This window comes from Mesorhizobium sp. ES1-4 (genome assembly GCF_020164745.1).
Taxonomy (GTDB): domain Bacteria; phylum Pseudomonadota; class Alphaproteobacteria; order Rhizobiales; family Rhizobiaceae; genus Mesorhizobium.
Genome location: NZ_JAIUGV010000002.1, coordinates 159,249 through 177,807, shown reverse-complemented (window position 1 = coordinate 177,807; position 18,559 = coordinate 159,249). Strand labels below are relative to the sequence as shown.

The following is an 18,559-nucleotide window of genomic DNA, read 5'->3' as shown; positions in this document are numbered from 1 at the left end:
CCTATTGGAGAACCAGATCGGCTTGCAGGGCGCCGGCCGACTTGATGCCTTGCAGGATGGCAATGATGCCGTCCGGCTTGACGCCGAGACGGTTGAGGCCGGAAACGAGGGTTTGCAGGTCGGGTCCGTCGAGGACGGCGACGCGGGCGTCGGGTCGGCTGGCGTCGATGGCGGTGAACGGCTCGACGGCGGTTTCGCCCTTGGAGAAGGGTTCCGGCTGCACGACGCGCGGCGCCTCCGTGATGCGCACGGTCAGCGTGCCGTGGCTGATCGCGACCCGCGAGATCTTGACGTCGTTGCCGATGACGATGGTGCCGGTGCGCTCGTCGATGACGACGCGGGCCGGCGTGTCGGACTCGACCACCAGATTCTCGATCTCGGCATAGAAGCGGGCCGCCGAAACGTTCTTGGGGCGCCTGATCTGCACCGTCCGGGAATCGCGCTCGGCGGCCACGCGCATACCGAAGCGCTGGGCGCAGTAGTCGTTGATCGCGTCGGCGATGCGGATGGCAGTCGAAAAGTCGGGATTGCGCAATTGCAGCGTCAGCGTCGACTGGTCGTCGAATTCGGCTTTTACAGAGCGCTCGACAATCGCGCCGTTCGGCACCCGGCCGGCGGTCGGCACGCCTTGCGTGAGCTGCTGGGCCTGGCCTTGCGCGGTGAAACCAGAAACGATGACAGCGCCTTGGCCGACGGCATAGATTTCGCCATCCGCCGCCTTCAGCGGTGTCATGATCAGCGTGCCGCCTGCAAGCGAGGTGGCATCGCCCATCGAGGACACGTCGATGTCGATACGGGCGCCCGATTGCACATAGGGCGCCATATTGGCGGTGACGATGACGGCGGCGACGTTCTTGGCGCGTGCGCTGCCGCCTTCGGTGGCAATGCCGAGATTTTCGAGCATGGCGCGGATCGACTGTTCGGTGAACGGCGAATTGCGCAGGCTGTCGCCCGACCCGGCGAGGCCGATGACAAGGCCGTAGCCGACGAGCTGGTTGTCGCGCGAACTCTGCAGCTGGGCGATGTCCTTGATGCGCGAGGCGACCTGGCCAGGCGGCAGCGAGCTTGGCCCGGGCGAAACGCGGAACATGCGCGTGGTGGTGGCCGGATCATATTCCGGATCGTCGTAGACACCGCCATTCCTGGCGGCGAGTTCGCGCTTGGCCTTGGGTGTCAGGCCGTCGGCCAGCGCCGGCTGCAGGCCAAGTGCCGCCGCGAGCAGAAGGGCAAGCAGGCGCATCATGAAGCGCTGACCTGGATGGTTCCGTCGGCCATCACCGTGCCGGAGAGGACCTTGCCGCTGTCGCTGTTGCGAACCTTGATGAGGTCGCCGGCCGAACCTGGCTGCAACGTTACGGCCGTGGCCGATATCGTCAGCCCGCCGGCAATGAAGAAGACCTGCACGGCGGCACCCTGTTCGACCAGCCAGGCCTCGCGGATGGCGGCGTTCGGAATGTAGCGGCCAGGCAGCAGCGTACGCTTGGCGATCTTGCCCTGGAGCTCCCCGGCGCTGGTCGCCACCCCGTCGGGCTTGTGTTTGCCCGGGATCAAGGTCACCTGCTTCAGGGCGGTGAGCTCGACGGTCTCGCCGGGATAGATGACGCGGCTGGGGATCAGCACGATCTCGCCGGCAGGCTGATTGCTGGCGATCTGGTTGGCCGATTGGCTGTTCGATTGGCTGTTCGATTCCTGGGCGAAAGCCGGCATGCCGCCGGCCAACAGCGCAAGGAGAAGCGCGGCGCGGCGGAATGCGGAGCAGGAGATCGGCATGGCCATCATCCTTTACCTGATGTTCTTGGAGACGACCGAGGCCATGTCGTCGGCGGCCTGGATGACCTTTGAATTCATCTCATAGGCCCGCTGCGCCGAGATCAGTTCGGTGATTTCCTTGACCGGATCGACGTTGGAGGCCTCGAGATAGCCTTGCTGGATGCTGGCGAAGCCGGGGTCGCCGGGCACGCCGACATTGGCCGGGCCAGAAGCCGTCGTTTCCTGGAAGAGATTGTCGCCGAGCGGTGCGAGGCCGGCCTCGTTGGCGAAGTTGGCGATCTGGAGCTGGCCGAGCGTCTGCAGGTTCGTCTGGCCGTCGATGCGGGCGAAGACCTGGCCGGTCTTGTTGACGATGACCTCGACGGCGTTGACCGGCACGGTGATGGCCGGAATGACATTGGCGCCGTCCACCGTCACCAACTGGCCGGTGGCGTTGGTGTTGAAGGCGCCGGCGCGGGTATAGAGGGTGCCGCCGTCGGCACCCTCGATCTGGAACCAGCCCCTGCCGGTCAGCGCCATGTCGAAACTGTTGCCGGTGCTGGTCAGTTCGCCCTGCGTGTGGACGTTGCGCACGGCGGTCGTCTTGACGCCCAAACCGATCGAAACGCCTTCCGGCACCAGCGAGGCGTTAGAGCGGTTCGGCACGCCTTGCGTGCGGTCGACCTGGTAGAGCAAGTCGGAGAATTCGGCGCGTGCGCGCTTGTAGCCTGTGGTGTTGATGTTGGCGATGTTGTTGGCGATGACTTCCAGGTTGGTCTGCTGGGCATTCATGCCGGTGGCGGCGATGGCGAGTGCTTTCATGGCCTGCTCCTCAGATGCCCATGCGACTGACTTCGAGATAGGCCGAAACGACCTTGTCGCGGATGGCGACCGCGGTCTGCAGCGCCTGCTGCGCGCTCATCACTGCATCGACCACCTGGCGGGTGTCGGCGTCGCCCTTGAGCGCCTGCATCGAAACCTGCTCAGCATTCTGCAGCGTGGTCACGGTCTTGGAGGCCGCCTGGCTTACCGCTTCGGCGAAGGAGGTGCCGACATTGCCCGATGCCGCCGGCGCGACACCACCGCGTAGCAGGTCGGTGGCTGTGTCGCCCAGCCCGGGCTTTAGGTTAAGCGCGCCGATGCCGTTGACGATCATTGATTCCTCATCAGGTCGATGGTCATTGATATGAGGTCGCGTGCCTGCTTCACGACCTGCAGGTTGGCCTCGTAGGAGCGGTTGGCCTCGGTCATGTCTGCCATTTCGATCAGCACGTTCACATTGGGGATCTTGACGTAGCCCTTGGCGTCGGCGGCCTCGTTGCCGGGCTGGAATTCAACGGGAAAGTCACTCGGATCACGGTCGATCGAGTTCACTGCAACCGTCGAGCTGCCGGAGGCCCGGTCGAGTTCGGAAACGAAGGTGATGGTCTTGCGGCGATACGGGTCGGTGCCCGGCGCGGTGCCGGTCGACTGGGCGTTGGCGAGGTTTTCCGAAACCACGCGCAGGCGCTCGGACTGGGCGCCGAGGCCAGATGCTGCGACTTTGAGGGCTGCGGTCAGTGCGTCCATGGTCAGCTCTTCACCGCCATCATCATCATCGAGTGGAATGCCTTGACGATGGCCGTGTTGAGCTCGAAGGAACGGCGCACCTCGCCGGCCTTGAGAAGCTGGTCTTCAAGCACGACGCTGTTCTTGGACGGCATGATCACGCCGTCGTCTTCCTGCGGCTTGATGGCGAAGCCGGCGTTGGTCGCCGCGCTGCCGAGATGGCCAGGCTCGGTGATCTGGAGCGACACCGCGGTGCGGTCGAGCACCTTCTCGAACGGCTCGACGTCTTTTGCCGTGTAGCCCGGCGTGTTGGCGTTGGCGATGTTGCCGGCCACCGCCGACTGACGCACGGACAGCCACTGCGCTTGCTTGGCGGCGAGATCAAAAAGGGAAACGGGCTCCATGGGAATCTCCGGGCATGTGCCCAAAGACTAGGCCGCCAGTCTTGCGCGGACCTTGCGGACGGTCGCTAGGGCAAGATCGGCCTTTACCTGGAAAGCTCGATCACCTGGTTGGCGCTGGTGAGCATGACCCATTTGCCGTTGCGCTGCTCGATAGCCGATACCTTGCTGGAATCCGGTAGCGTTGAACCGCGCTGGACCATCCACAGGCCGGTGTCGTCCTCGATCATGGCGCGGCCGTTGGCGACATGGACCATGCGGAACTTCGCGATATCGGCGGGGAAGGGCTGGTCGCCGGGTGGCTCCGTTCTGGAATCGTCCTGCACCGTGCCGGTGGCAAGCAGGTCGATGTTGGTGTTGGGAACGTCCTTGGCGGTCAGCGGCGCGCTGCGTGCGGCAACCACGCCGCCGCCCGCGCGCCCGGAATTGGTGCCGGTTCCGCCGAACTTGATCGCCTGGACCCCGAACTGGTCCTGATTGAAGAAGATGTACCAGGGAAACAGGGCGCAGATCAGGCCGAGCGTGACGCCGAGCGCGGCGATGACAAGGTCACTGCGCCGGTCGGCCTTCTTTCCCAACCTTGGAAACGGCCCTGTTGGCGGTTGCGGCCAATCGGTCGCAGGAAAAAGGTCTTCGATCAACGATTCGCGGCTTGCCTGCGTCATCTCGGGAGCAGCGACGCCGCGGACCGCATGCGTTGAGGTCGCCCGAGCCAGGACTGGTTCGGATCTGGGGAGGGCCGGCTTGGCGGCCCTGGCCAGAACAGCCGCGGTCCTGGCTGCCATGGCGCCGGCGGCGTTTGCCTTGGCGACCCTGGCCTCCTCCTCCCGAGCCTGCTGCGCGGCGTTCGCCTCGGCGATCATCTCGCCCAGGAGGCGCTCGGTGTACTGGCGTTCAGTCTCCTGGTTCGGCATTCTGCTTTCCCTTGAGATGGCGGGCGAGGTCGGAGAACGGATCGGCGGACGGGCGGTCCCTGGGCGATTGCGTCAGCGCCTCATAAATCAGGGGCACCTGACGCACGGCCATGTCGAGTTCGGCGTCGACGCCGCCCTGATAGGCGCCGAGCAGGCGGATGTCGCGCGTGTCCTCGAAGCGGGAGATCATCGACTTCAGCCGCGTCACCAGGGCTCGCTGCTCCACGCTCCAGGCCTTGCCGGCCAGTCGCGATATGGACGACAGCGGATTGACGGGCGGATAGCGGCCCTGTTCGGCGATCGCGCGGTCGAGCACGACATGACCGTCGAGGATGCCGCGCACGGAATCGGCGACCGGATCATTGTGATCGTCGCCGTCGACCAGCACGGAGATGACCGCGGTGATCGAGCCTTTACCTTCTGCCCCTGGTCCAGCGCGCTCAAGCAGCTTAGGCAGTTCGGTGAAGACCGAGGCGGGGTAGCCCCGGGCGACCGGCGGCTCGCCGGTTCCCGTCGCCACCTCGCGCAGCGCGTGAGCGAAGCGGGTGATGGAATCCAGCACCAGAAGCACGCGGTGGCCCTGGTCGCGAAAATGCTCGGCCACGCGCATGGCGGTGTCGGGCGCCCGCCGTCGCATCATGGCGCTCTCGTCGCTGGTGGCGACGACGGCGACCGTCTTGGCCATGCTGTCGCCGATCGTGTCCTCGAGGAATTCGCGAACCTCGCGGCCGCGTTCGCCGATCAGCGCCACGACCACGGTGTCGAACGCATCGGCGCCTGCGAGCATGGCAAGCAGCGTCGACTTGCCGACGCCGGAGCCGGCGAAGACGCCCATGCGCTGGCCGAAGCAGAGCGGCGTGAAGATGTCGATGACCTTGACCCCGGTCATGAAGGCGGTGCCGACACGCTGCCGCGCCATGGCGCCGGGCGTCGCTGCGACCGACGACATGTCGTCGCCTCTGACCAGGGGCGGACCACCGTCGATCGCCCGGGTGAGCGCGTCGATGGCGCGGCCGCGCCACGAGGCATGCGGCGCCACCACGAGGGGGCCCCTGCGGAACACGGCATCGCCGATGCCGGTGTCGGCACTGCGTTCGAAGGGGGCGATGACAACCTCGTCACGGCTGATCTTGACGATCTCGCCGCGGCGCGCGCCGGCCTGGCCGCGCTGCTCGACAATGTCGCCCAGCCTGGTGAAATCGGAAAGGCCGCGCACCTTGTAATGGGTGGATGTGACTTCCGTGACGAGACCGCCGCGCTTGACCAGCCCGTCGCCACCGCTGAAGCGCCTGACAACCCGCTCCAACGCGGCGAGCCGATCCTCCGGCGCCGGCTGGAGCTGTCTTTCGGGTGCGCGGATGAATGGCTGCTCCGACACCATGCTAGGACTTCGAGCCAAGCGTCTTTATTGCCTCGTCGGTGGAAGAATCGGTCTGCCGCATCAGCGCGGCGGTGTTTTCGAAAGCGCGCTGGACCATGATCAGCCGGGTCATTTCCAGCACTGGATTGACGTTGGATTCCTCGACGAAGCCCTGGGCGATGCCGATGTCGGAACGGTCGGTGACCGGTTCTGGCGTGCGTGCGGGCACAATGCCGGAATTGCCGTAGCGCACGAAGTTCTGGCCGGGGTCGAAATTGTAGAGGCCGATCGAACCGACGAGCTGGTCGTTCTGGCGCAGCGAGCCGTCGGCGCCTGCCTTGGGCGGCCCGTTGCGGGGATCGAGCTGGATCGGCGCGCCGCCGGCGTCGAGCACCGGGTGGCCCTCGGTCGACAGCAACTCGCCATTCTCGTTCATGGAGAAGCGGCCGTCGCGGGTCATGACGGTGCCGGCCGGCGTGTCGATGGCGAACCAGGCGTCGCCCTGGATGGCGAAATCGAATGGATTGCCGGTCTCTGTCAGGGAACCGTGGGCGCCTGAAAGATAGGTCTTCCCGGACGAAGCGAAGGACACGGATTTCTGTCCTGTACCGGACACCACGTCCTCGAATTTCACGCCGGTGGCGCGAAAGCCGACAGTATTGGCGTTGGCGACATTGTCTGCGATCGTGTCGAGCCGCCGCTCGAGCGCCATCTGTGCGGAAAGGGCAACGTAAAGACTGTCTTGCATGATCAGAACTTCAGTTTCTGCATGGCCATCATCAGGTCGGTGGAGATGCCCGACGTGACCGGTTTGGCGAAGAGCACACTGATCGACGTCACGGCCGGCGAGGTCGGATTGTTTATCTCGTACATGCTGGTGAAGCGGGTCAGGAACTTGTTCAGTTTCACGGGATCCGTGAAATCCGCAATGTTGAGCTTCTGGCCGAACAGCTGCGCCTGCTTGTCGACATCGGCGGTGGCGAAGGAGTCCGGTAGGCCGAGTGCGGTGCGAACGACGCTGGCAAGCGCGGTGTCTGCGAGCACGTCGTACCAGTTGGTGATGTCGGGTGCCTTGCGCTGGAAATAGAGTGCCAGCCGCACGCCTTCATTCGTCTGGCCGGCATCTTCTTCGAGCGTCTGGCGCATGTATTTGTCGACAGTCGGCTGCTGCGCCGGATTGATGGTGGTGGCGTTCTGGCCGTACTGTTCGAAGTTGAGGGCCGTGGCCAGTCCAGCATAAGCTGGATCCGTCTGCTTGTTGGCGACGCTGTTGGGGTCGCGCACGCCACCCTGCAGCACCTGCTTGATCAGGTCCTTGTCCTCGGTCGCCGAATCGAGCCCGTACGCGGCGAGCGCGTAGGTGTAGAGCCGGCTGTTCGACATCAGGTCGTCGACCGACTTCACCTTGGTGATGTTGGCGAGATAGTAGGTCGTCTCGCCCTTCACATAGTCCGAATTCGGGTCGAGGCCGGCGATTTGCGCCTGGATGGCGTAGTTCTTCGTCACCAGCTGCTGCGCCTTGTTGTAGATGGTGGCATCGGCGCCGTTGGCGGCGAAGTTGAAGGCGCTGACGAAGGCGGCGTAACGCTTGTCGGTCAGCTTGTTGGCGAAACTGTTGGGATCGGTAACGCCTTCCTTGAGCGCCTTGACCATGAACGCCTTGGCGTAGTCCATGTCCTCCAGTCCGTAGGCCTTCATGGCGTATTTGAACAAGCGGTCATTGTTGACGAAATCGTCGATCGATTTCACCTTGGTGATGTTGGCGAGATAATATTGGGTATCGCGATCGACCGTCGGCTGTTGCTCGATGCGGTCGATCGACTTGTTGATGTCTTTGGTGATCAACTGGTAGCTGGTGTAGGTACTGAGCAAGGACGCGCCTCCGGCCGAAGCTATGCCATCACAATAAGCTCACTTCCTTGCGCGAAACTGAATCGCGTCCAGCGGCCCGGATTCAAGCCTCACACAAGGCACGGGGGCTATCCCTTGTCCGACGTGAAATGCGGAAGGACCGGTCGTGGGCATTCTGATAGGACTTGTGGTGACGCTCGGCTGCGTCCTTGGCGGCTTCATGGCCATGGGCGGACATCTGCACGTGCTGGTACAGCCATGGGAAGCCGTGGTCATCTGCGGCGCCGCGCTCGGCACCTTCCTGGTCGCCAATCCGATGAAGACGGTCAAGGATACCGGCAAGGGCATTCTGGAAGCCTTCAAACAGGCTGTGCCGAAGGAACAGGACTATCTGGAAACGCTTGGCGTGCTGCACAGCCTGATGCGCGAGCTGCGCTCCAAGTCACGCAGCGAGGTCGAGGCGCATATCGACAATCCGGAGGAGTCGGCGATCTTCCAGGCCTTTCCGACCGTGCTCAAGAACCATGACCTCACGCATTTCATCTGCGACTACTGCCGCATCATCATCATCGGCAATGCCCGCTCGCACGAGATCGAGGCGCTGATGGACGAGGAAATCCAGACCATCAAGTCCGACAAGATGAAGGCCTATCATGCGCTGGTCGCGGTCGGCGACGGCCTGCCGGCGCTCGGCATCGTCGCCGCCGTGCTCGGCGTGGTCAAGGCGATGGGCGCTCTCGACCAGTCGCCGGAAATCCTCGGAGGCCTGATTGGCGCCGCGCTGGTCGGCACCTTCCTCGGCATCTTCCTGTCCTATGCTGTGGTCGGACCTGTCGCAACCAAGGTCAAGACGGTGCGCGAGAAGAAGAACCGCCTCTACATCATCGTCAAGCAGACGCTGCTCGCCTACATGAACGGTGCGCTGCCGCAGGTGGCGATCGAGTTCGGCCGCAAGACCATCTCCTCCTATGAGCGGCCGAGCATCGACGCCGTCGAGCAGAGCACGATGAATACCAGCGCCGCCGAGAAGAAGGCCGCCTGAGCGATGCACGGCAGATCGGTGCCAAAACTGTCATGACGAGCCCAGGCAGCCCCTCGCAAGTGCGCTCGTTGATCATCGAGCGCCTTGTCGGCGACAGCGGCGAGGCCGACCAGGTCATCGATGCCGGCCGCGCCATGGCCGAACGCGCCGTGCCGCTGCTGCAGAAGGCGCTCGCAAGCGAGCTCGGGGCTCCCGTCATCGTCGACCTCAGGACCGTGGAGGTCAGCCGTGTTCCCGAGGCGCGTTCGCGCGCCGGCGATAGCTTCGCCATGACCGTTGTCGGCTCACCGGCATCCTCGGACGCAATGACCCTCGTCATCGACGCTCCGGCGATCGCGATCATCGTCTCGACGTTGTTCGGCGGCGACCCGGACATGCCGGTGTCGCCGATCGAGCGCGACCTGTCGCAGATCGAGGCCGATGTCTCGACCATGGTGTTCCAGGAGGTGGCGCAGGCGCTGAACGGATCGGGGCGGCGCTCGCTCGAACTGCGGCTGCCCGCGCCGCGGGCCATGTCGGGCATCGAAGCCAAGCGGCACGTGTTGCGCGACGGTGCCGGGCTCCGCATCGTCTTCGGCATTTCGACGCCGGTCGACAGCGGCTCGATCACGGTGACGATGCCGCAACGTATCGTGTTGGCCGGCCGCGATGATACGGCCAGCGTCAACGAGGGCGATCACGGCACCAGCTGGCGGGCACGCTTTTCGGAAGAGGTGATGCGTTCGACCGTGGCGCTCGAAGCCACCATGCCGCTGGCACGGCTGACGCTGCGAGACCTCGCCAATCTCGAAGTGGGCCAGGTCATCGACTTCGACGAAACGGCGCAATCGCGGGCCCGCCTCGGCGCGCGCGGCCAGACGCTGTTCGTATGCGAGTTCGGCAAACTGGGGCAGAATTACACCGTCCGAATCAGGCACCCTTTCGATGCCGGTCAGGACTTGATCGACGGGCTCATGCCGGCTGGTGCCGGGCGCGCCTGAGCTTTTGGAGACCACGCATGGCCAAGACCAAGATAGAAGCAGAACTCGACCAGCCGGACGAGCAGCTCGATCGTGCGATCGAGGAACTGCGCGGCGTGCTGCATGAAGAGGAGCAGCGCCCCGACGCGGCGTTCAGGGCCGCCGCGGGAGCCAATTCGAGCGTCATCATGAACATCCCCGTCGATGTCCAGATCATCCTCGGCAGCACCGAGATGGCGGTTGCCGATCTGATGGCGCTGCAGAAGGGGTCGACGGTCGCACTCAACCGCCGCATCGGCGAACCGGTCGATGTCGTGGTGAACGGCCGCAAGATAGCGCGCGGCGAGATCACCGTGCTCGAAAGCGACCCTTCTCGCTTCGGCATCAGACTGACCGAGATCATCGCCGGCGCGAAGGGCGCCTAGACATGGTTGGCTGGGCTTGCCAGCGACAGCGGAGGCGAGGGGCATGACAACGCCGCTGACGACCCTGACACGCGCACAGAAGGCGGCCGCCATATTGGTGGCAATGGGCAAGCCGTCCGCCAGCCGCCTGTTGAAATTCTTCAAGCAGGAAGAGCTGAAGGCCCTGATCGAGGGCGCGCGGTTGCTGAGGACGATTCCGCAGAGCGATCTCGAGCGCATCGTGGCCGAATTCGAGGCCGAATTCACCGAGGGCGCGGGCCTGCTCGATTCCGCCGACAGGATGGACACCATCCTCAACGAGTCTCTCTCGCCCGAAGAGATGAACGCCATCATGGGCAACAAGAAGCCGGAGGCGGCACCCGAGGGCCCGCCGCCGATCTGGCCCGATCTCGAAAAGCTCGAACCCTCGCGGCTGGGCGCGTTCCTGGCAGGCGAACACCCTCAGACGGCGGCCATGGTGCTATCGAAACTGGCGCCGCAGACGGCGGCGAGCGTGCTTTTGACGCTGACGAAGCCGATGCGCGGCGAAATCATCAAGCGCATGGTGACGATGGCCAATGTTCCGCCCGCCGCCACCAGAATCGTCGAGAACCGGCTGCGCGCCAGCGTGCTGTCGGAAACCTCGACCAAGGACACTTCGGCCGGGCAGGCGCGCGTCGCCAGCGTGCTCAACGAGCTGGAAAAACCCCTGCTAGATGAGGTCATGCAGGATCTCGAGGCCGCCGGCACGCCCGACCTCGACGGCGTCCGGGCCCGGCTGTTCGCCTTCGACGATCTGCCGCTGCTCACGCAGAAGGCACGCGTGCTTTTGTTCGACGGGCTGTCGACCGAGCTTGTCACACTGGCGCTGCGCGGCACGTCGGCGGCACTGGCCGAAGCGGTGCTGTCGGCGATCGGCGCCCGCTCGAGGCGCATGATCGAGGCCGAACTCGGGCAGGGGTCCGATGGTGTCGCCGCCGCCGACATCATGGCGGCACGCAAAACCATCGTGACGACTGCTATCCGGCTTTCGCGCGAAGGCGCATTCGAACTTCCCTCGACGCAGAACGCTGCCTAAGGCATGGCCGACGCCGCCGACAAGGACTCGAAAACCGAAGAGGCGACGGAAAAGAAAATCCGCGACACGATCGAAGAGGGCAAGCTGCCCCATTCGAGGGAAACCGCGATCTTTGCCTCCTTTGTCGCCATACTGGTTTTCACCGTCTTCTATGCCAAGGACGCAATCGTCGACCTCGGCATGTTCCTGTCCATGTTCCTCGAGAAGCCCGAAGCCTGGCCGATGGATACGGAGACAGATGTCATCGCGCTCTACAAGCTTGTCCTGCTCGAAGTGGGCCGCGCCGTGCTCAGCCTGCTGGTGCTGCTGACCGTTGCCGGCATCGGCGCCTCGGTGCTGCAGAACATGCCGCAATTCGTCGGCGAGCGGATCAGGCCGCAGATGTCACGCATCTCGATCGTCAAGGGCTGGAGCCGGATGTTCGGCGTCCAGGGCTGGGTCGAGTTCCTGAAGTCGCTGGCAAAGGTCGGGTTCGCCATCGTCGTGCTCAGTTTCACGCTGTCGGAGGATCACCGCAAGCTGCTTGCCGGTATGATCACCAATCCGGTCGCTTTCGGCCTCGTCATTCGCGGCATCGCCGTCGACATACTGGTGGCGATCGTCTTCGTCATGGGACTGATCGCGGCTGTAGACATCGTCTGGTCGCGCTTCCACTGGAAGCAGGACCTGCGCATGAGCAAGCAGGAGGTCAAGGACGAGTTCAAGCAGTCCGAGGGCGACCCGATCGTCAAGTCTAGGCTGCGCTCGCTGGCGCGAGACCGGGCGCGCAAGCGGATGATGACGGCGGTGCCGCGCGCGACGCTGATCATCGCCAACCCGACCCACTATTCGATCGCGTTGAAATATGTGCGCGACGAAGATTCGGCGCCGCTCGTGGTGGCCAAGGGACAGGACCTTGTGGCGCTGAAAATCCGCGAAATCGCCAAGGAGCATAACATCCCGATCTTCGAGGACGTCGCGCTCGCCCGCTCCATGTACAAGCAAGTTTCGGTCGATAATGTGATCCCGTCGCAATTCTACCAGGCCGTCGCCGAACTGGTGCGGATCGTCTATTCGAAAAAGGCTGAGCGCAGACAGATTTCATGAACCGCCAACCGCACGCAAAATCCCGCGAGATCATTGTCGCCAACGCCATCGAACAAGTGGTGGCGGAACTGCGGCTGATCGATGTCGCCGACTATATCGCTTTCATCCGGCTGGAGCATTTCGCCTGCCTGTCCGACCTGGTCGATTCAGCGGTGGAGCTGTTCTTCATGCCGGGCACGCTCAGGCTCGGCCATGGCGGCGAGGCGCATGTCGACTGGAGCGGCAGCCCGCGCATCGTGCTCGACCTGGAACTGAGGCCACCCGGCGTGACCGTCTATTTCCAGCTGACCCTGAGCGAGGCAAGCAACTCGGTCAAATTGAACTACGTGTCGTTCGAAAAACCTGGCGAAGACCCCGAGCACAATACGGCGCTGCTGGAGGCGGTGATCGACCAGGCCCGCATCCGCAAGGTCGAGCCGCTGGCCTTCTGAGGCGGCCCTACAGGCGGCAGCTATTATTCGATAAGGCCAAGCCGCAGCGCCTTGGCGACCGCCTGGTTGCGGTTGACGGCGTTGAGCTTCTGGGTGGACTGCGTCAGATACTGGTTGGCTGTGTGCACCGACAGTTTCAGGAGCCGCGCGATCTCCTCGCTGGTGTTGCCGTTGGCGGTCAGCTTCAGGCATTCGAGCTCGCGCTTGGAGATCGAGCGCATCCTGCCGGCATCGCCCGGACGCATGCGCGCGACGGCGGCGAACAGCGAGAAGCAGCGAGCGTGGATTTCGTAGAGCGCGTCCTGCGGCAGCGAGATTTCCGATCCCTGGAAGACGACGAGACCGCATTGACCGCGATCGGCATGAACGGGAAAGGCGATGCCGCTCGATCCGGGTGTCAGCGGCGCTATCTGTCCGGTCCAGGCGAGATTGCCGAACATGTCGGTCATTGCCGCCACGCCATCATCCGTCCACCAGCGCGGCTCGGTCGAAATCCGGCTGTGGCGCACGATCTCCTCGCCATTGGCGCCTGAAATGAACTTCGTCGCCACCCCGACGCCGGGATAATCGGAATCAAAGCACGGGACCAGCCGGGCGCGCTCCGGCGACGGGCTGACGAAGAACAGGCCGAAGGCCGAGGCATTGATATCGACTGATATCCAGCGGCAGCGGCGCACCGCATCGGGAATGGTGACGGCGTGATGTGTTTCGGATCCCAGCGAGAAGGCGCCGAAAGGGCTGTGCTGCGCGTTGAAAAGGGCTTTCGCCACGTCTTTGATCTCAGCGGGTTTCAAATGATGCCACTCCTGATCGCCGTGGCGATTGCCATCGCACGGTTGCTGGCCGCGAACTTCTGAATGGCGTGGGTGATGTAGCTGTTGACGGTATTCGAGGAGACGCCGAGGATGACGGCCACCTCGTCGGTGGTCTTGCCTTCGGAGACCCAGAACAGGCATTCGCGCTCGCGGTCCGACAGCGGATCCTGCATGGCCGCGGCAGCGATCATCTGCGGAATGTGCGAGAGCGCATAGCAGCATTTCAGTTGCGCCTTCATCAGCGCCGGCTGGTCGATCCGTCCGGCGGCCGCCGCCGAGAACAAGACGAACAGGCGCTGACGGCCGACATTCAGCCGCAGTGAATAAATTTCGGCATGGCCGAGCACGTCGAGAAGCCGGGCCTCTTCGCCCGAGACCAGGCCGTCCGCGTCCGGCGCCCGGGCCGCCAGCAAGGGCGTCGGGCGGATTCCGGGTGCCGCTGTGAGCGGTCCCTGGGCAAGCCCGGCGATCAGCCGCTTGCCGATCAACTCGATGGCGTCGAAGATCCAGTTCGAGGAGACGATACGCGCATCGTTGCGGTCCTGGTCATGGACGATGGCGACCAGCATGTAGCTGTCGGCGCCGATCTCGGCGGTCAGCTCCATGAAGAAGCTGGTGAGATCACCGCGCGACGTCAGGCGCGAGCCTAATGTGTCGGATTGAAGAGGCGCGGCGGGACTGCTCATCTGCTGCTTTTGGCCGGAATCGATTCTGATGTCCGGTTGCTGGAGAGCCAGCCGCCGAACCCGAAAACGCATTACTTTTACGAGACACACACGAGGCGCGGGGCCGCGCCCAACCAGACGGAATCCATTCGGGGAACGCGAAGACGTCCGCGTCTGGCGCCGGAAAAGTCCGGAACGTGAGACTTTGGGTGGTCGCCGCGCCCCCCGAGGACCGGCTGATTCGGGTCTAATCTACCCGCAGATGAATCCGACATCAAACGCGATTTGACAAAATCGAATCGGACGGACTCGGTCTGCGACTCAGAGGCCGATTTCCCTGCTTTTCCTTGAGCGGGAACTTCGAGCCGCGCAGTCCGGTCATATCGTTTGCGGCGGGCTCATGCGATGCCGGTGGATGCAAAAAGGGCGGCTGACGCCACCCTTTCCCTCGCAAGTCCTCCACGCAGGCCGTCGCCCCTCTGGGCGACGACTCCAAATCAGCGATCCTCGAAGCCGGTCAGCACGCCGACGGCATTGATGCCGATCTCCTCGACGGCATAGCCGCCTTCCTGGACGAACAATGTCGGCAGGCCGAGCTTGGCGATGCGCCGGCCGATCTTGGGATAGTCGGAGCTTTTCAGCTTGAACTGGCTGATCGGGTCCTTCTCGAATGTGTCGACGCCGAGCGAGACGACGACGATGTCTGGCGCGTAGGCGGCCAGCCTGGCGCAGGCATCCTCCAGCGAGGCATTCCAGGCATCCCAGCGGGTGCCGAAGGGCATGGGATAGTTGATGTTGAAACCTTCGCCCGCGCCGGTGCCGCGCTCATCGGCATGGCCGAGGAAGAACGGGTATTCGACCATCGGATCGCCATGCAGGTTGAGAACCTGCACGTCGGCGCGGTCATAGAAGATCTCTTGCGTGCCGTTGCCGTGGTGATAATCGACATCGAGAATCGAGACACGGTTGGCGCCCTGGTCAAGGAACCATTGCGCGGCGACCGCTGCGTTGTTGATGTAGCAATAGCCGCCCATGAAACCTGCCCCGGCATGATGGCCGGGCGGGCGGCAGAGCGCGAAGGCCGACCTCTCGCCGTCCTTGACCAGGCCGGCGGCTGTCAGCGCGACGTCATAAGACGACTTGATCGCGGCCCAGGTGCCCTCGACGAAGGTGGCGCCGCCGTCGAAGGAATAGTAGCCGAGCAGCGCGTCGATGCGCTTGGGCGGCACGTCGCCGCGCAGGCCGCGCGTCGGCCAGGTGAAGGGCATGGCCGTGCCGCTGTGGCCCTCGGCCAGCCATTGCGGCCAGACGGTCGGCAGGAAGTCGATGTAGTCGGCCCTGTGGACGCGCTTGGCGGCGGCCAGGTCGTGCCCGACTGGCGCGATGATCGCACCGAGCTTCTCGCTTTCGACCCGCGCCTTGATGAACTCCGCGCGCGAGGGCTTTTCAAAGCCGGGCACGATGGCCGAGGTAACCAGTTCCATCTGGCCGGCGTGACCGGCGTGAAGCGGCGAATAGACAGTCTTCATAAAGTTCCTCTCGAAATGCCAAAATCAGTCAAGGTTGAGATAGGGGTTCACCAGGGCGAGCCACATGGTTTCCACGTCGTCCTCGATCAGGTCGTACGTCCTGCGGTCCCTTTTCAGCCCGACGAGCCGGCAGGCGTGTCCGACTTCCATCATCAGCACGCCGAGCCGGCTGGCGACCTTGTCTTCAAGAGCCGGGTTCACATGCTGCAGCCATGCGGCATAGAGGGCGATGATCTGGTCGTCATATTCGTTCTGGATCGGCCGGAGGTCGGCGTTGCCTGAAATGGCCTCGATCACCGGCATCAGCGTGGCGTTGTCGAGATAGAGCTTAGACGTGTCGATGAAGAGCTTGCGCACTTCCTGCCGAAATTCTTCGCGGTTGGTGGGCGGAGCGACCTTGATGCGCTTCGTGATCACCTCGGGAAAGGATGACAGCCAGCGCCGGGCAAGGTCCAGAAGAATGGCTTCCTTGTTGGGAAAGTACTGGTAGACCGAACCGACCGACAGGCCGGCGCGCTGCGCGATGGCGAGTGTCGTCGGCGTCCTGGTTCCCTGCTCCCGGGTCAAGATCAGCGCCGCGTCGAGAATCCTGTCGACCACCTTGCTGGACCTTTGTTGCCGCGGCTGCTTGCGCGGTTCGAGCGCTATCCTGGTTTTACGGTCGAGACTGCGCTTCACTGCTTGACGTCCTCGTTCCCCGCCCGGTCCCAACAAGAGCGGAGGATGCTGTCCACAGTACATTCTAAATCCGGCATGTTGACAAACGCGAATAATCAGTCGCATTCTTTATCCACGCTGTCTCTTGGCATAACAAGGGGAATTTCGAAGACGGCGCACTGGCATCATTCGTTGTCCGATAGCGCCGTGCCTTGTGTGGCGGGTCGTTGGACACGAGGTTCGTCGGTCTCATTCAATCGTCAAAAGCGCGGAGTCGCGATGTCGGTCACGGGTGCGGGTCATAGTGCGGATCTGATTGTCATCAACGGACATGTGCTGACCATGGACGGCGACAATCCCGCCGCCGAGGCCGTTGCCGTCAAGGACGGCGCCATCATCGCCATCGGCAGCAGTGCTGCAATCGAAGAGCTCAGGGGAACGGGCACCCAGGTCATAGACGCGCGTGGCGGATCGGTCCTGCCCGGCTTCATCGAAGCCCACATGCATCTGTTTTCGGGCGCGGCCGAACTCGCCCATCTGCAGTTGTCTGGTGTTCACGGGTTCGAGGCGCTGCAGAAGGCGATCCGCGACTATGCGCCGACAAGGCCGGACGCGAAAATGCTGGTCGGGCAAGGCGTCGACTATACCGTGCTTGGCGACGAGCGAGTGACGCGTCACCATCTCGATGCCATCCTGCCGGACCGGCCTTTCGTCATGGCCGCTCCCGACCACCATACGATGTGGGCCAACACCAAGGCGCTCGAACTGGCCGGCATCCTCAATGGGCGCACGCTTGGTCCGGGCAATGAGATCGTGATGGGCGACGATGGCCTGGCAGCGGGCGAATTGCGCGAGGGCGAGGCCTTCGGCCCGGTTCTCGACCTTGCCGGCGAAGGCCGCGTGCGGCTGGGGCTGGCGACCGGCGGCGAGCCGGATCCGATGCCGTCCGCCGCCGAACGCGCCGCCGACCGTGACATTATGCGGCGCGGGCTCGCCTGGTGCGCGCGCCACGGCATCACCTCAATCCAGAACATGGATGGCAATCTCTATCAGCTCGAACTGCTGGCCGAGATCGAGGCCGAGGAAGGCCTGCCCTGCCGCGTGCAGATCCCTTTCCACTACAAGAATTTCATGACGCTCGACATGCTCGACAAGGCGTCCGTCATGGCAGAGCGCTACGACAGCGAATGGCTTTCATCGGGCATGGTGAAGGTGTTCTACGACGGGGTGCTCGATTCCTGGACGGCGGTCATGATCGAGCCCTATGCCGATAGGCCCGACTGGGTTGGCGAGCCGCTGTTCACGCCTCGGCAGTTCATCGATCTGGCGGTCGCCATCGACAGGCGTGGGCTGCAGATCGCTGTGCATTCGATCGGTGACGGCGCGGTTCGTGCCGTGCTCGACGGCTACGAGGCGGCGCAAAAGGCCAATGGCAAGCGTGACAGCCGGCATCGCGTCGAACATATCGAGGTCATCACAGCCGCGGACGTGCCGCGTTTCGCGGAACTCGGGGTGATCGCTTCAATGCAGCCGCCGCATCCGCCCGGCGCCATGGATTTCCCGCTGGAGCCGACCGTGTCGCGCATCGGTCCGGCCCGCTGGCCGCTCAGCTATGCGTGGCGGACCTTGAAGAACGCCGGCGCGCATGTCGTGTTCGCATCGGACTGGCCGGTGTCGCCGATCGACCCGATCCTGGGCATCCAGGCGGCAGTGCAGCGCAAACCGTGGGCGGAAAGCGATCCGGACCAGCGCTTCTCGCTGCATGAAGCGATCGCCGCCTACACGGTTGAGGGCGCCTATGCCGAATTCGCCGAGGACCGCAAGGGCATGCTGAAATCAGGCTACATGGCGGACCTGGTGGTGCTGTCGGCCGATATCGAGAAGACGGCACCAGCCGATCTGCACAGACTGCGGCCGGTGACGACGATCTGTGGCGGCAAGGTCACCTATCAGGCCTGACCATGGCATGATGCTTGCCGTCTAATGACTGACTGAACTGTGATTCAATGCCGGGCTTGCCAACCTACCGGCCATGTGGTCACATCCAACAGGGGACAAGCTCCGCCAGCA

Annotated in this window: 21 protein-coding genes; 7 read left to right on the top strand and 14 right to left on the bottom strand. The window is 63.8% G+C overall.

Translation table 11 applies throughout. From position 1 onward, the window contains the following. Position 1 precedes the first annotated feature (1 nt). From LB556_RS04490 to LB556_RS04445, 10 genes are all read right to left on the bottom strand, one after another. Positions 2 to 1,243 (bottom strand): flagellar basal body P-ring protein FlgI, encoded by a 1,242-nt coding sequence (locus LB556_RS04490; RefSeq protein ID WP_224564463.1) that lies wholly within the window; start codon positions 1,241 to 1,243, stop codon positions 2 to 4. Next, the gene (gene flgA, locus LB556_RS04485; protein ID WP_224565064.1) at positions 1,240 to 1,776 is read right to left on the bottom strand and encodes a flagellar basal body P-ring formation chaperone FlgA; all 537 of its coding nucleotides are present in this window, start codon (positions 1,774 to 1,776) and stop codon (positions 1,240 to 1,242) included. Before flgA ends, LB556_RS04490 begins: the two co-directional genes overlap by 4 nt. Before the next feature lie 6 nt (positions 1,777 to 1,782). Further along, positions 1,783 to 2,571: a flagellar basal-body rod protein FlgG gene (flgG, locus tag LB556_RS04480; RefSeq protein WP_224564461.1), complete on the bottom strand. Its 789-nt coding sequence runs from the start codon at positions 2,569 to 2,571 to the stop codon at positions 1,783 to 1,785. Between the two features lie 10 nt (positions 2,572 to 2,581). Further along, positions 2,582 to 2,905, bottom strand: a complete 324-nt coding sequence (locus LB556_RS04475; RefSeq protein WP_224564459.1) for a flagellar hook-basal body complex protein FliE — start codon at positions 2,903 to 2,905, stop codon at positions 2,582 to 2,584. Then, a complete protein-coding gene (gene flgC / locus LB556_RS04470) occupies positions 2,902 to 3,318 on the bottom strand; it encodes a flagellar basal body rod protein FlgC (protein ID WP_224564457.1) in 417 nt (138 codons plus the stop codon). The genes LB556_RS04475 and flgC overlap by 4 nt, the downstream gene beginning before the upstream one ends. A gap of 2 nt (positions 3,319 to 3,320) precedes the next feature. Further along, entirely contained in the window at positions 3,321 to 3,701 is a 381-nt protein-coding gene (gene flgB / locus LB556_RS04465) for a flagellar basal body rod protein FlgB (RefSeq protein WP_224564454.1), read from the bottom strand. A gap of 83 nt (positions 3,702 to 3,784) precedes the next feature. After that, the gene (locus LB556_RS04460) at positions 3,785 to 4,612 is read right to left on the bottom strand and encodes a hypothetical protein (RefSeq protein WP_224564451.1); all 828 of its coding nucleotides are present in this window, start codon (positions 4,610 to 4,612) and stop codon (positions 3,785 to 3,787) included. Then, positions 4,593 to 5,993: a flagellar protein export ATPase FliI gene (gene fliI / locus LB556_RS04455; protein ID WP_224564449.1), complete on the bottom strand. Its 1,401-nt coding sequence runs from the start codon at positions 5,991 to 5,993 to the stop codon at positions 4,593 to 4,595. The genes LB556_RS04460 and fliI overlap by 20 nt, the downstream gene beginning before the upstream one ends. 1 nt (position 5,994) lies before the next feature. Continuing rightward, positions 5,995 to 6,720 (bottom strand): flagellar basal-body rod protein FlgF, encoded by a 726-nt coding sequence (gene flgF, locus LB556_RS04450; protein ID WP_224564446.1) that lies wholly within the window; start codon positions 6,718 to 6,720, stop codon positions 5,995 to 5,997. A 2-nt stretch (positions 6,721 to 6,722) separates the two neighbouring features. Beyond that, complete coding sequence (locus LB556_RS04445) at positions 6,723 to 7,844, bottom strand: DUF1217 domain-containing protein (protein ID WP_224564427.1); 1,122 nt, start codon at positions 7,842 to 7,844, stop codon at positions 6,723 to 6,725. A 145-nt stretch (positions 7,845 to 7,989) separates the two neighbouring features. Here LB556_RS04445 and motA point away from each other — a divergent pair, with 145 nt between their 5' ends. From motA to LB556_RS04415, 6 genes are read left to right on the top strand one after another with little or no spacing between them, the layout of a single operon-like run. Continuing rightward, entirely contained in the window at positions 7,990 to 8,865 is an 876-nt protein-coding gene (gene motA, locus LB556_RS04440; RefSeq protein ID WP_224564414.1) for a flagellar motor stator protein MotA, read from the top strand. A gap of 32 nt (positions 8,866 to 8,897) precedes the next feature. Further along, positions 8,898 to 9,845, top strand: coding sequence for a FliM/FliN family flagellar motor switch protein (locus LB556_RS04435; protein ID WP_224564412.1), 948 nt, complete (start codon positions 8,898 to 8,900; stop codon positions 9,843 to 9,845). A gap of 17 nt (positions 9,846 to 9,862) precedes the next feature. Beyond that, positions 9,863 to 10,249 carry a flagellar motor switch protein FliN gene (fliN, locus tag LB556_RS04430; RefSeq protein WP_224564401.1) on the top strand — a complete coding sequence of 129 codons (387 nt, stop codon included), beginning with the start codon at positions 9,863 to 9,865 and terminating at the stop codon, positions 10,247 to 10,249. A 43-nt stretch (positions 10,250 to 10,292) separates the two neighbouring features. Then, positions 10,293 to 11,306 (top strand): flagellar motor switch protein FliG, encoded by a 1,014-nt coding sequence (locus LB556_RS04425; RefSeq protein ID WP_224564399.1) that lies wholly within the window; start codon positions 10,293 to 10,295, stop codon positions 11,304 to 11,306. Positions 11,307 to 11,309: 3 nt separating this feature from the next. Next, positions 11,310 to 12,392, top strand: a complete 1,083-nt coding sequence (gene flhB, locus LB556_RS04420; RefSeq protein WP_224564397.1) for a flagellar biosynthesis protein FlhB — start codon at positions 11,310 to 11,312, stop codon at positions 12,390 to 12,392. Further along, positions 12,389 to 12,823 carry a hypothetical protein gene (locus LB556_RS04415; RefSeq protein ID WP_224564385.1) on the top strand — a complete coding sequence of 145 codons (435 nt, stop codon included), beginning with the start codon at positions 12,389 to 12,391 and terminating at the stop codon, positions 12,821 to 12,823. Before flhB ends, LB556_RS04415 begins: the two co-directional genes overlap by 4 nt. 23 nt (positions 12,824 to 12,846) lie before the next feature. Here LB556_RS04415 and LB556_RS04410 read toward each other — a convergent pair whose 3' ends face one another. From LB556_RS04410 to LB556_RS04395, 4 genes are all read right to left on the bottom strand, one after another. Continuing rightward, positions 12,847 to 13,617, bottom strand: coding sequence for a helix-turn-helix transcriptional regulator (locus LB556_RS04410; protein ID WP_263485088.1), 771 nt, complete (start codon positions 13,615 to 13,617; stop codon positions 12,847 to 12,849). Then, positions 13,614 to 14,324 carry a helix-turn-helix transcriptional regulator gene (locus LB556_RS04405; RefSeq protein WP_224564379.1) on the bottom strand — a complete coding sequence of 237 codons (711 nt, stop codon included), beginning with the start codon at positions 14,322 to 14,324 and terminating at the stop codon, positions 13,614 to 13,616. Before LB556_RS04405 ends, LB556_RS04410 begins: the two co-directional genes overlap by 4 nt. A gap of 476 nt (positions 14,325 to 14,800) precedes the next feature. Beyond that, positions 14,801 to 15,832, bottom strand: coding sequence for a histone deacetylase family protein (locus LB556_RS04400; protein ID WP_224564376.1), 1,032 nt, complete (start codon positions 15,830 to 15,832; stop codon positions 14,801 to 14,803). Positions 15,833 to 15,856: 24 nt separating this feature from the next. Then, positions 15,857 to 16,510, bottom strand: a complete 654-nt coding sequence (locus LB556_RS04395) for a TetR/AcrR family transcriptional regulator (RefSeq protein WP_224564359.1) — start codon at positions 16,508 to 16,510, stop codon at positions 15,857 to 15,859. A gap of 258 nt (positions 16,511 to 16,768) precedes the next feature. Here LB556_RS04395 and LB556_RS04390 point away from each other — a divergent pair, with 258 nt between their 5' ends. Then, positions 16,769 to 18,448, top strand: a complete 1,680-nt coding sequence (locus tag LB556_RS04390; RefSeq protein WP_224564356.1) for an amidohydrolase — start codon at positions 16,769 to 16,771, stop codon at positions 18,446 to 18,448. The last annotated feature ends 111 nt before the right edge of the window (positions 18,449 to 18,559 follow it).

Coding starts and splice junctions, on each gene's coding strand:
- flhB (WP_224564397.1), top strand. CDS start 11,310: ATGGCCGACGCCGCCGACAAGGACTCGAAAACCGAAGAGGCGACGGAA.
- LB556_RS04475 (WP_224564459.1), bottom strand. CDS start 2,905: ATGATCGTCAACGGCATCGGCGCGCTTAACCTAAAGCCCGGGCTGGGC.
- fliN (WP_224564401.1), top strand. CDS start 9,863: ATGGCCAAGACCAAGATAGAAGCAGAACTCGACCAGCCGGACGAGCAG.
- flgG (WP_224564461.1), bottom strand. CDS start 2,571: ATGAAAGCACTCGCCATCGCCGCCACCGGCATGAATGCCCAGCAGACC.
- flgB (WP_224564454.1), bottom strand. CDS start 3,701: ATGGAGCCCGTTTCCCTTTTTGATCTCGCCGCCAAGCAAGCGCAGTGG.
- flgA (WP_224565064.1), bottom strand. CDS start 1,776: ATGGCCATGCCGATCTCCTGCTCCGCATTCCGCCGCGCCGCGCTTCTC.
- LB556_RS04405 (WP_224564379.1), bottom strand. CDS start 14,324: ATGAGCAGTCCCGCCGCGCCTCTTCAATCCGACACATTAGGCTCGCGC.
- LB556_RS04390 (WP_224564356.1), top strand. CDS start 16,769: ATGTCGGTCACGGGTGCGGGTCATAGTGCGGATCTGATTGTCATCAAC.
- LB556_RS04460 (WP_224564451.1), bottom strand. CDS start 4,612: ATGCCGAACCAGGAGACTGAACGCCAGTACACCGAGCGCCTCCTGGGC.
- LB556_RS04490 (WP_224564463.1), bottom strand. CDS start 1,243: ATGATGCGCCTGCTTGCCCTTCTGCTCGCGGCGGCACTTGGCCTGCAG.
- LB556_RS04415 (WP_224564385.1), top strand. CDS start 12,389: ATGAACCGCCAACCGCACGCAAAATCCCGCGAGATCATTGTCGCCAAC.
- LB556_RS04435 (WP_224564412.1), top strand. CDS start 8,898: ATGACGAGCCCAGGCAGCCCCTCGCAAGTGCGCTCGTTGATCATCGAG.
- fliI (WP_224564449.1), bottom strand. CDS start 5,993: ATGGTGTCGGAGCAGCCATTCATCCGCGCACCCGAAAGACAGCTCCAG.
- flgC (WP_224564457.1), bottom strand. CDS start 3,318: ATGGACGCACTGACCGCAGCCCTCAAAGTCGCAGCATCTGGCCTCGGC.
- flgF (WP_224564446.1), bottom strand. CDS start 6,720: ATGCAAGACAGTCTTTACGTTGCCCTTTCCGCACAGATGGCGCTCGAG.
- LB556_RS04400 (WP_224564376.1), bottom strand. CDS start 15,832: ATGAAGACTGTCTATTCGCCGCTTCACGCCGGTCACGCCGGCCAGATG.
- LB556_RS04425 (WP_224564399.1), top strand. CDS start 10,293: ATGACAACGCCGCTGACGACCCTGACACGCGCACAGAAGGCGGCCGCC.